At 70.7% G+C, this 14,245-nt stretch carries 16 protein-coding genes; 3 read left to right on the forward strand and 13 right to left on the reverse strand.

Going from position 1 to position 14,245, the window contains the following annotated elements; all coding sequences use genetic code 11:
* The first annotated feature begins 35 nt into the window (after positions 1-35).
* Positions 36-656: a pentapeptide repeat-containing protein gene (locus AB0H43_RS20540; RefSeq protein ID WP_360001215.1), complete on the forward strand. Its 621-nt coding sequence runs from the start codon at positions 36-38 to the stop codon at positions 654-656.
* A gap of 69 nt (positions 657-725) precedes the next feature.
* Here AB0H43_RS20540 and AB0H43_RS20545 read toward each other — a convergent pair whose 3' ends face one another.
* The 11 genes from AB0H43_RS20545 to AB0H43_RS20595 all read right to left on the reverse strand — a co-directional run bounded on the left by AB0H43_RS20545 (position 726) and on the right by AB0H43_RS20595 (position 10,355).
* Positions 726-1,145 carry a CBS domain-containing protein gene (locus AB0H43_RS20545; RefSeq protein ID WP_360001216.1) on the reverse strand — a complete coding sequence of 140 codons (420 nt, stop codon included), beginning with the start codon at positions 1,143-1,145 and terminating at the stop codon, positions 726-728.
* A 52-nt stretch (positions 1,146-1,197) separates the two neighbouring features.
* The gene (locus AB0H43_RS20550) at positions 1,198-1,860 is read right to left on the reverse strand and encodes a DUF6766 family protein (protein WP_360001218.1); all 663 of its coding nucleotides are present in this window, start codon (positions 1,858-1,860) and stop codon (positions 1,198-1,200) included.
* A gap of 78 nt (positions 1,861-1,938) precedes the next feature.
* A complete protein-coding gene (locus AB0H43_RS20555) occupies positions 1,939-2,667 on the reverse strand; it encodes a VOC family protein (RefSeq protein WP_360001220.1) in 729 nt (242 codons plus the stop codon).
* 53 nt (positions 2,668-2,720) lie between these two features.
* Positions 2,721-3,458: an SDR family NAD(P)-dependent oxidoreductase gene (locus tag AB0H43_RS20560; protein WP_360001221.1), complete on the reverse strand. Its 738-nt coding sequence runs from the start codon at positions 3,456-3,458 to the stop codon at positions 2,721-2,723.
* Positions 3,459-3,529: 71 nt separating this feature from the next.
* Complete coding sequence (locus AB0H43_RS20565) at positions 3,530-5,086, reverse strand: amidohydrolase (RefSeq protein WP_360001223.1); 1,557 nt, start codon at positions 5,084-5,086, stop codon at positions 3,530-3,532.
* A 57-nt stretch (positions 5,087-5,143) separates the two neighbouring features.
* Positions 5,144-5,998: a DUF1906 domain-containing protein gene (locus tag AB0H43_RS20570; RefSeq protein ID WP_360001225.1), complete on the reverse strand. Its 855-nt coding sequence runs from the start codon at positions 5,996-5,998 to the stop codon at positions 5,144-5,146.
* Positions 5,999-6,101: 103 nt separating this feature from the next.
* Positions 6,102-6,794: a phosphatase PAP2 family protein gene (locus AB0H43_RS20575; protein ID WP_360001227.1), complete on the reverse strand. Its 693-nt coding sequence runs from the start codon at positions 6,792-6,794 to the stop codon at positions 6,102-6,104.
* 82 nt (positions 6,795-6,876) lie between these two features.
* A complete protein-coding gene (locus AB0H43_RS20580) occupies positions 6,877-8,070 on the reverse strand; it encodes an ABC transporter permease (protein WP_360001229.1) in 1,194 nt (397 codons plus the stop codon).
* A 70-nt stretch (positions 8,071-8,140) separates the two neighbouring features.
* Positions 8,141-8,794: an ABC transporter ATP-binding protein gene (locus AB0H43_RS20585; protein WP_360001231.1), complete on the reverse strand. Its 654-nt coding sequence runs from the start codon at positions 8,792-8,794 to the stop codon at positions 8,141-8,143.
* On the reverse strand, positions 8,791-9,834 hold the full coding sequence (locus tag AB0H43_RS20590; RefSeq protein ID WP_360001233.1) for a peptidoglycan-binding domain-containing protein: 1,044 nt from the start codon (positions 9,832-9,834) through the stop codon (positions 8,791-8,793). Before AB0H43_RS20590 ends, AB0H43_RS20585 begins: the two co-directional genes overlap by 4 nt.
* On the reverse strand, positions 9,831-10,355 hold the full coding sequence (locus tag AB0H43_RS20595) for a hypothetical protein (protein ID WP_360001235.1): 525 nt from the start codon (positions 10,353-10,355) through the stop codon (positions 9,831-9,833). Before AB0H43_RS20595 ends, AB0H43_RS20590 begins: the two co-directional genes overlap by 4 nt.
* Before the next feature lie 87 nt (positions 10,356-10,442).
* Between AB0H43_RS20595 and AB0H43_RS20600 the strand changes: the two genes are divergently transcribed.
* Positions 10,443-11,087 (forward strand): response regulator transcription factor, encoded by a 645-nt coding sequence (locus AB0H43_RS20600; protein ID WP_360001237.1) that lies wholly within the window; start codon positions 10,443-10,445, stop codon positions 11,085-11,087.
* Positions 11,084-12,286, forward strand: a complete 1,203-nt coding sequence (locus AB0H43_RS20605; RefSeq protein ID WP_360001239.1) for a HAMP domain-containing sensor histidine kinase — start codon at positions 11,084-11,086, stop codon at positions 12,284-12,286. The genes AB0H43_RS20600 and AB0H43_RS20605 overlap by 4 nt, the downstream gene beginning before the upstream one ends.
* 18 nt (positions 12,287-12,304) lie before the next feature.
* Here AB0H43_RS20605 and AB0H43_RS20610 read toward each other — a convergent pair whose 3' ends face one another.
* Both AB0H43_RS20610 and AB0H43_RS20615 read right to left on the reverse strand, forming a co-directional pair.
* Entirely contained in the window at positions 12,305-13,519 is a 1,215-nt protein-coding gene (locus AB0H43_RS20610) for a HAMP domain-containing sensor histidine kinase (protein WP_360001241.1), read from the reverse strand.
* Positions 13,516-14,166 (reverse strand): response regulator transcription factor, encoded by a 651-nt coding sequence (locus AB0H43_RS20615; protein ID WP_360001242.1) that lies wholly within the window; start codon positions 14,164-14,166, stop codon positions 13,516-13,518. Before AB0H43_RS20615 ends, AB0H43_RS20610 begins: the two co-directional genes overlap by 4 nt.
* Positions 14,167-14,245 lie beyond the last annotated feature (79 nt).

Genomic DNA, 14,245 nt, shown 5'->3' on the forward strand with positions numbered 1-14,245 from the left:
TACGGGCCGGCGGGCGGCATGGCAGGATCCGCTGCATGGCTGATCGGAAGCACGGGCACGCGCCGCCGCCGACCGAGTCGACGCTGCGGGGCCTCGACTGGTACGGAGAGGACCTCTCCGGGCAGACGCACACGCGGGTGGCGTTCGTCGAGATCGACCTCACCGAGGCCATCGTGCAGAACGCCACCTTCACCGAATGCACCTTCCGGGGCGTGAAGTTCAACGCTTCGGCCCACACCGACGCCGCGTTCATCAACTGCACCTTCGTCCAATGCGGATTCTTCGACGTCGCGTTCGCCGGCTGCAAACTGGTCGGCAGCATGTTCGACGGGTGTGCGTACGACCTGATGACGGTGGCCGGCGGCGACTGGTCCTTCGTCGGCCTGCCCGGCGCCGACCTGCGCCGCACGAAGTTCGAGGGCGTACGCATGCGGGAGGCCGACCTCACGGGCGCCCGTCTCGACGGCGGCAGCTTCCGCCGGGTGGACCTGTCCGGCGCTTGGCTGGCCAAGGCGAGCATGCTCGGCAGCGACCTGCGGGGGAGTGACCTGACGGCCCTGGATCCGTTGACCGTCGCGCTGGCCGGCGCGATCATCGACGTCGATCAGGCCTGTGTCCTCGCCGCCCGCCTCGGACTCGACGTACGCGCCGAGTGATCGGCCGGCCTCACGGTCCACAGCCCGATCCGTTTCGAGATCGGGCTGGTGGGTGAGGCGTTCCCGCCGTCAGTGATTCGGCGTCGCCGAGCTGATGTCGGCCAGCGCGGAGTGCGGATCGCGTTCGACCGCCATGTCGCCGAGCGAGACGACACCGACGAGCTTGCCGCCGTCGGTCACCGGGAGGCGGCGGATCTTCTTGCCGCGCATCAGCTCCACGACGCGCTGGGTGCCGTCGTCGGGCTTCACGGTGATCAGCTCCTGGCTGCACACCTCGCCGACCGTCGTGGTCAGGTCCCGGCCCTCGGCGATCGCCCGGACGATGATGTCGCGGTCGGTCAGGATGCCGACCGCGCGGTCGCCGTCGGTCACGATGACGTCGCCGATGTCGTAGTCCCGCATCATCGTCGCCGCGCCGATCAGCGTCTCGCGCGTGCCGATGGTCACCGGCTCCCGGGTCATCACCTCATGAACCTTTTGTCCGTTCATCCTGGTTCCTTCCTCCTCTCAGGTGCCGTTCGGGTACCCGCGTCACGGAGGACTACTCATCACCGGTCTGGTCATGTGGCGCGGTGACCGGTTTCGACTGCGGCGAGCCGTGCTGGCGCAGCACGACCGAGAGGAGAACCAGCGCCCCGACTGAGAAGAACTCGCTCTGCCAGTTCTGCATGGACTGAAACCAGAAGTCGGGCGTGCCCGCGAACTGCCAGACGCCGATCGCGGCGGCTCCGGTCTGGAGTTTCTGCTCCTCGTTGTACGCGGCCGTCCCCGCGATGAGGTGCCCCAGGAAACTCAGCGCGAAGAAGAGGAGCAGGACCAGCGCGAGACTGTTGCGATACATCACCTGACGCCAGCCGGGGCGTCGTGACCAGCTGGGTGAGTCGTCACCGGCGTGATCCGGATCGTCGCCGGGGCGGTCCTTGCCGTCCAGCGGCTTGGACTCGGGCGAGCCCTTCTGCACCAGGTACGCCGTCAGCAGCACATAGGCGCCCATCTGCAGGAACTCGGACTCCCAGTTCTCGAGCAGTGCTTCGCCGAAGTGGCCCGAGCCCAGGTAGGCCCAGAGGGAGTCGCCGGCCAGGCCCGCCTGGGTGAGCTCCTCGTTGCGGACTTGCCAGCCGGCCAGCGCCTGCCCCGTCACGAAGACGACGAACGCCGCCAGCATGACGATCGACAAGCTGTTCGACCAGAGCCACCGCCGCATCAGGCGGCCACCCGGAGCGCGTTCACGGGCCTCGGCTACCCGGAGCGCGATGATCGCAAACTACTGAGGAGTCCTGGGTCACCTGGGGGTGAGGAGGCAGAACTCGTTGTCCTCGGGGTCGGCGAGAACCTTCCACGAGATGTCGCCGACATCGATGGAGGTGGCGCCGAGACCCCGCAGTCTGGCCGCCTCGGCCTCCAGGTCGTCACCAGGGTAGGGACGGATGTCGAGATGGACGCGGTTCCATCCGGTCTTGACGTCGGCGGTTCGGACGAACCGCAGGTAGGGGCCGACGCCCTGCGCGGAGCGCAGGACCGCGCTGTCGTCGGTCACGGTGTGCACAGTCCAATCCGTGGCCTCGCCCCAGAAGCGGGCCATGGCTCGCGGATCCGCGCAGTCGACGACCACCGACGCGATGGGACCGGTCTCGTCATAGCCGGAGTCCACGACGCAGAACTCGTTGCCCTCCGGGTCGGCCAGGACCGTCCACGAGACGTCACCCTGGCCGATGTCGATCGGCGTCGCGCCGAGTTTCCGCAGGCGTGCGACCAGTTCGGCCTGATGGGCCGCCGAGGTGGCGGCGAGGTCCAGGTGAACGCGGTTCTTCGCCGTCTTGGGTTCCGTCGACGTGACGAGGTCGACGCAGACCGCGACCGGGTCAGGGTAGACGTAGCCGCCCTGGGGTTCGAGGTTGGTCACGCCGGGCGCCTCGCTGTCGACGCCCCAGCCGAGCGCCTCCGCCCAGAAACCGCCCAGGGCGGCATGGTCATGGGCCTTCATGTTGATCTGCACGAGCCGGGTCGCCATTCCGACGATGCTAGCCCGCCACGTTCCGCCCTGACCTGGGCGGGTACGCGTTGTTACTGCGCGGTGTAGCCGCCGTCGGTCAGGTAGTAGGACCCGGTGGTGTTCGACGCCCGGTCGGAGGCCAGGAACGCCACCACCTCGGCGACCTCCTCGGAGGTGCCGAGCCGCTGGACGGGGTGCAGTCCGGAGACGGCCCCGATGATCTCCTCCGTCAGCAGCGGCGTACGGATGAAGCCCGGTCCCACGCTGTTGACCCGGATGTTCTGTGTGGCGTACTCCAGGGCGGTGGCCTTCGTCATGCCGAGGACGCCGTGCTTGGCCGACACGTACGCCACGGACTGGGCGAAGCCGACCGAGCCCAGAATGGAGGCCACGTTGACGATCGAGCCGCCGCCGGCCGTCAGCATCGCCGGGATCTCCGAGCGCATGCAGTAGAAGACGCCCGTCAGGTTCACCCCGATCACGGCGGCCCAGCCGTCGACCGGATATTCGCCGGTCGGGGCCTGCGGGCCGCCGATGCCAGCGTTGTTCACGGCGACGTCGAGCCGGCCGAACGCCTCGACCGCCCGGGCGACCATCGCCTCACAGGACGACAGGTCGCTCACGTCCGTCCGATGGGCGAGGGCGGCCGCGCCGATGCCCTCCGCCACCTTGGTGGCCGCCGGCAGGTCGAGGTCGGCCACCAGCACCTTGGCTCCGCGCTGGGCGAGCAGCACCGCGCAGGCCTCACCGATGCCGGAGCCGCCGCCGGTCACCACGGCGACTTTGCCCGCAAAGTCCGGTTCTGTCATAAGGCCGATGCTGCCACCGGCGACCGGCGCGGCGACGGCAGATTCCCACATCCGCACAGATCAGCGGCGGCTCACGACTGCTGGTACCGCACCTCGCCGCCGACGACCGTGGACAGGACACGCGTACCGAGGACGGCCGCGGGCGAGTCGGCGTACGGGTCGACGTCAACCGCGATGAAGTCGGCCAGCTGCCCCGGCGCCAGCAGCCCCTTGCGGTCCTCCTCACCGGCGGCGTACGCCGCGCCCAAGGTGTGCGCGCGGATCGCCTCGGCCATGGTGATCCGCTGCTCCGGCTGCCAGCCCCCGATCGGGCTGCCGTCCGGCCGCGTCCGGGTCACCGCCGCGTACAGGGCTGCGAACGGATTCGGGTCCTCGACCGGCGCGTCCGAGCCGAAGGCGACGGCGGCGCCCGCGTCGAGCAGGCCGCGCCAGGCGTACGAGGCGAGGTCGTGCCCGGCCAGCAGCGAGTCCACCAGGTCCATGTCGCTCGTGCAGTGCACCGGCTGCATCGACGCGACGACGCCGAGCCGTGCCATGCGCGCCACGTCGCCCGGCTGCAGGTGCTGCGCGTGCTCGATCCGGTGCCGCAGCCCCGGCGTCGGGCCGATCTGCTCGTACGCGTCCAGCACGAGATGGTTGGCCTGATCCCCGATCGCATGGGTGGCGACGGCGATGCCGGCCTGCGCCGCCGTCCGGAACAGGCGTACCAGCTCCTCGTAGGGTTGGACGGCGATGCCCTGGTCGCCGCCGGTCATCGGCCGGCTCGTGTGGCACGTGTGCGAGCCGAGCGCGCCGTCACTGAAGACCTTCAGCGGCCCGACGCGGTACCAGTCGTCGCCCTGCCCGGTCCGGCGGCCTTCGGCGAGCGCGAGGTCGAAGTGCGGCAGCCGGATCGCCTTGTGGACCCGCAGCTTCAGCTCCCCGGCCGCCTTGAGCTCCAGGTACGCCTGATGGCAGTCCTCGCCGTCGATGTCGTGCACGCTGGTGATGCCGAGCGCGAGCAGCTTGTCCTGACCGACGCGGAGCAGCCGGCCCAGATCGGTCGCGGCCATGAACGGATTCAGCGGATGCATCGCGGTCTCGCGGAGAATCCCGGTCGGCTCACCGGAGGCGTCCTTCACGATGTGCCCGCCGACCGGATCCGGCGTGCTCGCGTCGATCCCCGCCACCCGCAGGGCCGCCGAGTTCGCCCAGCACGTGTGGCCGTCCACCGTCGGCAGCGCCACCGGGTTCTCCGGGCACACCGAGTCCAAGGCGTACCGGTCGGGCTGGACGGGCGGGTCCCACACGTTGCTGTTCCAGCGGCCGCCGAGCAGCCACTCGCCGGGACGCAGCGCGGCCGCGCGTTCGGCGATCATCGCCAGCGCCTCCGCCAGCGACCGCGTCCCGGCCAGGTCGACCGTGGTGAGGCTGTGGGCGTACTGGGCGGTGTGGATGTGCGCGTCGTAAAGGCCGGGGATGACCGCCGCCCCGTCGAGGTCGACGAGGTCAGCCGCCGGACCGGCAGTCGCGCGTACTTCGGCTTCGGAGCCGACCGCGAGGATCACCCCGTCCTCGACGGCGATCACCCGGGCGGCCGGACGGTCCCCGGTGTGGATGGCGGCATTGCGAAAGACCCGGATGCTCATGCGACGACACCGTACGCTTTTCGCCGCGATGTGATCACCCTCGAGGCCGCGCTCGATTCACTCCGCCGGGCCGAGCTGGAGCTCACCGCCGGTGATGATCACGTTGGCCGGCAACGGGCCGATGCGGGCGGCGAGCTCTTCGATCGCGACCAGGATCTGATCGACCTTCTCGGCGAGGACCTTCTGCTCCGCCTGGATCTGGGCGACCGTGGCGAGGGTGTTCTTGGCGTCGCGGGACTGCGATCCCGGGGGCCGGTCGTTCGTGTCGTTCTTGAACATCGCGTAATGCAGATCGCTGACTTTCTGGTCGGTCTCGACGGACATCTCGTCCACTCCCCACTGGCCGTAGTCGGCCGGCTCGGCTCGGTTGAGGTCGACCGTGCCGCCGCCCAGCGACACGCCGTTTCGGTACTGCTCGATGTGGTTGCCCGGATACCACTGGCCGCCGGACCACGCGTAGGTCTGCCAGAACCACCGGGCCCGGCCGTTCCCGGCGAGGTGCCGGACGATCGAGTACTCGCCGTAGACGCCGGTGCGGTCGCGGCCGATCACCGACGCGATGCCGTCGAACGCCGCGTCGAGCACCGCCCAGTCGCCGGAGGTGGTGTCGAAGTCGACCGAGAAGTAGATCGGCCGATCCGAGGGCATGCCCAGCGCCCGGAAATGATCGGCGGCCGAGGTCGCCCACGCCACCCCGGCGGCACGGCCCCCCAGCAGGCCGTCGGCGGTGCCTTCGGCGTTGGCGACGATCGCGATCCCGGCCGCCGTCAGCTCGCGTACCTCGGCCAGATCGATGTGCTTCCACGCGCCGCCCGGCCCGCCGTAGCGGCAGGCGAACACCTTCCCGGCCGCCTTGAGCGACGCGACCGTGGGCCGCTCGGGGGTTGTGTAGTCGACGCCCTCAACGCTCATGCTCGAAGATCCCATCCGGCCGCCCCCGCGCCACCGGCACCGTAACCGACGATCCCCACGACACGCCCGTTATGTCGCTCCAACGTGTCGCGAACGGTGTCGTTCAGGCGGTCGGCCCGGACGAGCCGGGCCGAACTCTTCGTCGCGCGGCCTGCCAGATCCGGGCGCCGACGGCGACCGCGCCGAGCCAGGTCAACGCCAACAGCCAGCCGCCGATCACGTCGCTGGGATAGTGCACGCCCAGGTAGACGCGGGACAGCCCGACCAGGACGGCTCCCGCCACGGCCAGCGCCCACGCCGCCGCCCGGACCGCGATCCGCGTCGTCAGCAGGCACAGCAGCCAGGCCAGCAGACAGAAGCCGACCAGGGAACCGGTGGTGTGCCCGGACGGGAACGAGAAGCCGGTGACCGGGACGGCCTGGTCCGGCGGATTCGGCCGGGGCCGGGCGACGAGCACCTTGATGAGGTTCGTCAGCAGGTGGATGCCGCCCAGCCCGGCGAGCGCCAGCAGGATCGGTCCCCAGGACCGCCGCCGCGCGGCCACCGCGATCGCGGCCAGTGATACCACCGGCACCAGCACCTTGGCGTCCCCGAGCGTGGTTATCGCGATCTGCACAGTGGTCAACGGAGGCGTACGGTGGGCGGCCAGCCAGTCCACGGTGGGACGGTCGATGACGGTCAGGTCGTCGGCGTCACCGACGGCGTCGAGCACCTCGACGAACAGTCCGCCCAACGCCAGGACCGCGAAGACCCCGGCGACGAGCACCAGGATCTCCGCGGACACCCAGCGCGTCACGCGTTTCCACCAGATCACGGATATCCCGGCCACCAACGCCCATGATCACATGGATATCCGCGATCTGCCGCTAGGAACGGCGTCAGGTTCCGGCGAGCGCCTCGGTGGGGGAGAGCCGCGAGGCCCGCCACGCCGGATAGATCCCCGCGCATACTCCGATGATCAGGGTGGCGGCGAGACCACCGGCCGAGGCCCACGGCGGCACGACGGCAGGCCAGTCCTGATAGGACGCGTACGCGCTCGTCACCGCGATGCCGAGCAGTGCTCCGCCGGCTCCGCCGAGCCCGGACAGCAGCAGCGACTCGGCGAGGAACTGCAACCGGATGTGCCGCCGGGTTGCGCCGAGGGATCGCCGCAACCCGATCTCCGCCCGCCGTTCGAGGACGGAGATGACCATCGTGTTGGCCACGCCGACCCCACCGACCAGGAGGGCGACCGCGCCCAAGCCCAGCAGCAGTGCGGTCAGTGTGGCGTTGGCGGCCTGTTTGGCGGTCAGCGCGTCCGAGGGCCGGGAGACCTGCACCTCGTTCGGATGCTCCGGATTCGCCGTACGCGCCAGCACACCCTTGACGGCGAGCACGGACTCATCCCGCGTACGCGTGTAGATCGTCACCGGGAAGCCGTCGAACCGCAGCCGGGCCACGGCGACCGGCCAGCCGACCAGCGCGCCGTAGTCCAGCTCGGTGGCCAGCGGCACCGGGTTCAGGATGCCGACCACGGTGAACCACTGCCCTGCCAGCCACACCTTCACTTCGGGCGTGGCCCGGGTGATGCTGAGCCGTTGGGCTGCGGCCGCTCCGAGCACGACCGCCGGGAACCTCCCGATGGCCGGGTTGAGCCACGCCCCGCTGGCGAGCGAGCCGCCGACGGTGTCGAGCAGGTCGTCGCGGGCGGCGAAGACCGTGAGGTTCCCGGTCTCCCCGATGCCGATCTTGTCGCTGCGGTATACGTGGACGTCCGGCAGCCGGGCGGTGGCGCTGGCCGACTCGACCGGGCCGATGCGCTGCACCATGTCGACCGACTCGGCGGGCAGATGCGACGCGTCGCCGTGAATCGTCTGGCCGGGTTCGACGCGCAGCAGATTGGTGCCGAGCACGGCGAGCTGCCGGTCGAGTCCAGCCCGGCTGGAACTGGCGATGCCGACGACGCACACCATGGCCGCGATGCCGATCGCGATGCCCAGTGCGGACAGGAACACGCGCAGTGGACGGGTGCGCAGGCCGGCCGCGCCGACACGCAGCACGTCGCGCGGCAGCAGACGAGACGGCGCGGTCACGAGATCACCGTCCTGCGGCCGGCGCTCGCATGACGGGTACTGTGCCGGCCGATGATCCGCCGAAGGCCGCTCATGCGATCACCTGCCCGTCGCGTACCTTGATCTGCCGGTCGAGCCCGGCCGCCACCTCCTGGTCGTGCGTGATCACCACGACGGTGGTGCCGTCCGCGTTCAGCTCCCGCAACAACCCCATGACCTCCGCGCCCGCCGCCGAGTCCAGGTTGCCCGTCGGCTCGTCCGCCAGCAGCACCTCCGGCCAGCCGATCACGGCCCGCGCGATCGCGACCCGTTGCCGCTCCCCGCCGGACAACTGATGCGGCCGATGCTCCAGCCGATGCCCGAGGCCCACCCGCTCCAGCGCCTCGGCGGCCCGGCGCCGTCGTTCTCGCTGCCCGACCCCGGCATACAGCAGACCGTCGGCGACGTTCTCCACCGCTGATACGCCGGAAGCCAAGTGGAACTGCTGGAACACGAAGCCGATGACGCGACCCCGCAACGCCGACAGGTCGGCGTCGGACAGCCGGGCGACGTCGGCGTCCTTGATGCGTACGGAGCCGGTGGTGGGAGTGTCCAGCGCGCCCAGCAGGTGCAGCAGCGTCGACTTGCCCGAACCCGACGGGCCGACCACCGACACCAGCTCCCCGGCGTCGATTGACAAGGACACGTCGCGCAACGCCGTCACGCCACCGGGATACGTCTTGCCAACCTGATCGAGGACGATCACGACGGCACCCCCACCTTGGTCTGCTCCGACAGGCCGTCGCCGCTGACCTCGACCCGGCCGTCGGCGAACATGCCCAGCTGGACGCTCACGTAGTGGCTGCTCGCGCCGTCGACGACCTGTACGCCGTAACCGCCCTCGGCCAGCGCGACCAGCGCGGCGACCGGCACGGTGATCACGTTCTCCGCCTTCGCGGCAGTGATCGCGACGACGACGGGGGCCTCGTCGAGCCCGCCGAGCTTCGACTGGTCGGCGACGGTGACGGTCACCGCGATGGTGGCCGGCTGGTTGTCCACTCCCGGTGTCGCCACCGTTCCGACCGTGGCCAGCACGCCGTCGACGGTTTGCCCGCCGGGCAGGGTGACCTTCGCCGGGTTTCCCGGCTTCACCAGGTTCTGCAGGGCGACGTCGAGCGCGACGCTGACGACGCGCCGGGTCCCGTTGTAGGAAAGGATCGGGCCGTCGGCGTGGTCGCCCGGGTGGGCCTGGACGGCCGCTACGCGGATCGCGCCCGGGGCGACGACGACCGCCGCCGGGTCGAGCACGCCGGTCTGGGTCAGTCCCACCGCCTTCTGCCATTTTCTCACGGCGGCGGCGGTCGCCGCGGTGTAGCGACTGTCCACAGTGATCCCCGAGTAGCCGAGCGCGGCGAGGTTGCGTTCGATCTCCCGGACGTCGTCGCCGATGTCGCCGGCGTGCAACGCCCGGTAGAGCGGCAATGTGCCGTAGAACAGCACGACCGGCCGGTTGTCCGCCCGGTAGACGGCCCGGCCCCGGCTGATCGTCGCGCCCGGCGTGGGCAGCCAGGTCAGCACCGCCCCCGTGGCGGTGCTGACCGGCGTCGGGGTGCCGTAGCCGAGGGTCCCGTTGACCTCCTGGGTCTGCACCAGCGTCGTCCGCGTGACGGGTGCGGTCGCCTGCTGCGGCGCCTGAGCCGCCGGAGTGCCGGTCCCACCGCCGATACCCAGGGCCGCGGCGGCCACGGCGGCGGTGGCCAGCGCGGCCGACCCGGTCACCAGACCGGTACGCAGCGGCCGCTTCACTTCTTCTTCCCGTCGTCGACGGGCAGCAGGTGCTTGCAGGCGTCCTCGGCCGCCCGGAACTGCGGATCGGCATTGAGCTGCGTACGGTTCAACTGACCCAGCCGGCCGTTGATCTTCATGTTGCCGTCCGGCAGTGGATCGGTCATCTCGATGCCGTGCTCGCGCATGCACACCGCGAAGGCCCGCAGCTTCTCCATCTCCTGGGGCGACGGCGGCTGGCCGAGAAGGTTCTCGCCGAGGAAGCTCTGGCAGGTACGCACCGCGGCCTCGAACTGCTCCCGGGTCACCTCCTTCGGCTTGTCCGGCCGCCATTCCTGGCCCGGCACCGGATCGGGAATGGTGACGTTGTGGTCGCGCATGCATTTGGCGAAGGCCGCGGGGTCCGGCTGGAACGACGCGGTCGGGCTCGGCGATGCCGTGCCCTGAACGGTCGCGATGCCGTCGCCGTCGTTGCTCTTGCACGCCGTCACGGCGAGCGTGGCGAGCGCCGCGGCGGTGGCGATGAGGAGGATTCGTCTCATGCGTCGGTGTCTACGCGTACGCCGGTGACACGGGCGCTACTCGTCGTGTCGGACGGATGTCATCTCGCCCGGCGCACAATTGCCCGCATGCGGGTGCTGGTCGCCGAGGATCACGTGACGTTGGCCGTCCGCGTCGCCGAAGGACTGCGCGACGCCGGGATGGCCGTCGACCTCGTCCATGACGGGGCGAGCGCCCTGACCGAGGCGGGGCTCACGGCGTATGACGTGATCATCCTGGACCGTGACCTGCCCGCGGTGCACGGCGACCAGGTGTGCCGCACGCTCGCGGGCGGCCCGGCGCGGATCCTGATGCTGACCGCGGCGGCCGAGGTCGACGACCGCGTCGACGGCCTGGAGCTGGGCGCGGACGACTACCTGGGCAAGCCGTTCGCCTTCCACGAGCTGGTGGCCCGGGTACGCGCGCTGGCCCGCCGCGCGCCGTCGGCCCCGCCGCTCGTACGCCGCGGCGATCTGGTGGTGGACCGGGCGCGGCACCGGGCCAGCCGCGGTACGCGCGCGTTGTCGTTGACCCGCAAGGAGTTCGGCGTGCTGGAAATGCTGGCGGCGGCCGACGGCGGAGTGGTCAGTGCCGAGGATCTGCTGGAGCACGTGTGGGACGCGCACGCCGATCCGTTCAGCAACATCGTGTCGGTCACGATGACCCGGCTGCGCCGCAAACTCGGCGACCCGCCGCTGATCGAGACCGTCGTCGGACGGGGGTATCGCCTGTGAACCGGCTGTCGATCCGGGTACGCCTGACGCTGCTGTACTCCGCGGTGTTCTTCGTCTTCGGCGCGGTCGTCGTCGGAGTCAGCTACGCGCTGGTCGCGAGCCTGTCGGCGGTGGCGCCGTCCTCGACGACCTCGCCTGCGGGAAAGGCGGACACCGGCCAGGACGTGTACTTCATGGAGCACCCAGATGCGTTCATCGACTATTGCCGGCAGATCGTCGAAACCACGACGGACGAGAACCTGCGGCACAAGTGCGAGTCGGCCTTCCGGGAAGGCGTACGGGCGGGCGCTTTGACGCAACGGGACACCACCCTGTCGCACCTGTTGCGGTACTCGGTGATCACGCTGGTGGTGGTGACGTTGCTGGCGGCGCTGGCCGGCTGGCTCGTCGCCGGGCGGGTGCTGCGTCCGGTGCATCAGATCACGGCGGCGGCGCGGGCGGCGTCGGAGCACAACCTGTCGGCCCGGGTCGGGTTGGCCGGCCCGCACGACGAACTGCGCGAACTCGCCGACACCTTCGACGCCATGCTGACGCGGCTGGAGGCGTCGTTCGTCAGCCAGCGGCGGTTCATCGCCAACGCCTCGCACGAACTGCGTACGCCGCTGGCTGTGATGGGCGCGTCCGTCGACGTCGTGCTGGCCAAACCGGCGCCGACCGCCGACGAGCTGCTGGCGATGGGGCGGGATGTGCGTACGGGGGTGGACCAGGCGGAGGCGGTCGTCGGTGCGCTGCTCACGCTGGCCCGCAACGATCACGGCCTGACCGTACGCGACCAGGTCGACCTCGCCACCGCCGCCGAGGACGCCCTCGACGGCGTCGACACCGGCGACCGGATCGTGCACGCCGACCTCGAACCGGCCGTCACCACCGGCGACCCGGTGCTGCTGGAACGGCTCGCGGCGAACCTGATCGACAACGCGGTGCGCTACAACGTGCCCGGCGGCCAGGTGTGGATCAGCACTCGGGTCGACGGCGACCGGGCGATGCTGGAGGTGGCCAACACCGGTGCGGTCGTGCATCCAGAGCGCGCAGGCGACCTGTTCCAGCCGTTCCAGCGACTGCACGACGGCACCACCCGGGACGGGCTCGGCCTGGGGCTGGCGATCGTCGCCTCGATCGCGTCCGTCCATGGTGGAACGGTCACGGCGGTGCCCCGGCCCGATGGGGGCCTGCTGGTTACGGTGTTGCTGCAGGGTTAGCGACGTGGCACTCCATGATCATGGAAAATTCTGCGGTGCCATGACGACAGGGAATTGACCATGATCATGGGCCGGAAGCGTCACCACGACGGTGAGCCCGCCGTCGGCGTTCGGCGTCGCCGTGATCGCTCCGCCGTGCGCCCGCACGATGGACCGCACGATGGCCAGGCCGAGCCCGGTCGAGCGTACCGGCGCCGGTCGCGTCGAAGGTTGGGCGGGCAGCCGGTGGAACGGTTCGAACAGACGGTCGACCTCGGCTTCCGGGACGACCGCGCCGCTGTTGCGTACGGTCAGCGTCGCGATGCCGTCGTCGTGGGTGGTGGCCACCTCTACCCGACCGCCCTCTTGGTTGTGGCGTACGGCGTTGTGGACCAGGTTCGCCGCCAGCCGATCCAGTAACGCCGGGTCGCCGACGACGGGTGCGGGCCGCAGATCGCTGATGACCGTGAGCGCGGCCTGCTCGGCTTCGTCGTCGGCGTCGGCGAGCGCGGTGGCCGCCGCGACGGCCAGATCGTGCGGTTCGGCGGCGAGCACTCCGCTGTCACTGCGGGCCAAGGCGAGCAGCCCGTCGAGGAGCCGTTCGGCGCGTCCGGCCGCCGACAGCACCCGCCGGGCCGACGCCTCCCACTCGGCCGGGGTGCTGTCGCGTCGCGCCAGCTGAACCTCCGCCCCGGTACGCACGATGGCCAGCGGCGTACGCAGCTCGTGCGCGGCGTCGGCGACGAACCGCCGCTGACTGGCGAACGACGACTCCAGGCGGGTCACCATCTCGTCGAAGGTGTCGGCCAGCTCCTTCAACTCGTCGCGCGGCCCCGTCAGGGCGATGCGTTCGTGCAGCCGGTCCTGCGAGATGCGCCGGGTGGCGGCGGTGAGCGTACGCAACGGGCGCAGCATCCGGCCGGCGAGCAGCCAGCAGATGCCCAGCCCGAGCAGTGCGGCGACGGCCAGCGCGGCCGCTGACGGGCCCGCTGCGCTGCGCAGGGCGCCTGCACGCAGGTCGGCCGCGAGCGTTTGCTGCACCGCTAACGCGTGCGCCTTCCGCGCGTCCTTGTCTGCCAGGTCCTCGGCGTCGGTGGTCGGCTTCGGCTGCGACTGCTCCTCGCTCGAGCCGTTGATCTGCGCGTACAAGCTGTTGTAGAGCAGGGCGTCGTTGATGGCCAGGACCGTGGCGCAGGTGCCCAGCAGCAGGACGGCGAAGGCGAGGGTGAGCCGCAGCCGGATGGTGGGCTTCACAGCCGGTACCCTGCGCCGACGACGGTCTCGATCAGCGGCGGGTCGCCGAGTTTGCGGCGCAACCGGGCCACCGTGACCCGGACGGTGGCGGTGAACGGGTCGGCGTGCTCGTCCCAGGCTCGTTCGAGCAGGTCCTCGGAGCTGACCACCGCGCCGTCGGCGCTCATCAGGATCTCCAGCACGGCCAGCTCCTTGGTGGTCAGCGGCAGGACCCGGCCGTCGCGGGTGACGATCCGGCGGGCGGTGTCGAAGGTCAGCCCGGCCTGGTGCAATGTGCGCGGCGCGTTGGCCGACCGCCGAGCCAGCGCCCGCAGCCGCAGGACCAGCTCGTCGAAGACGAACGGTTTGGGCAGGTAGTCGTCGGCGCCCAGGCGCAGCCCGGCGACCCGGTCCGCGGCCTCGCCGGACGCGGTGAGCATCAGGATGCGGGCCTCGGCCTCGCCGGCGGCCAACGCGGTGCACACCTGATCGCCGTGGACACCAGGCAGGTCACGATCCAGGACGATCACGTCGTAGCGGTTGGCGGCGGCCTTGTGCAACCCGTCCAGCCCGTCCCTGGCCAGGTCGACGGCCATGCCATGGTCGCGCAGGCCCTCTGCGATCTGCTCGGCGAGCAGCTGCTCGTCCTCGATCAGCAGTACGCGCACCAGACCCTCCTCTCCGTCAGTGTCGCCGTCGACCGGTTACACCGGCGTTACAGCCGCTGTGACTGTGGTGTTGCCGCCG

Source organism: Hamadaea sp. NPDC050747 (assembly GCF_040654195.1).
GTDB lineage: Bacteria > Actinomycetota > Actinomycetes > Mycobacteriales > Micromonosporaceae > Hamadaea.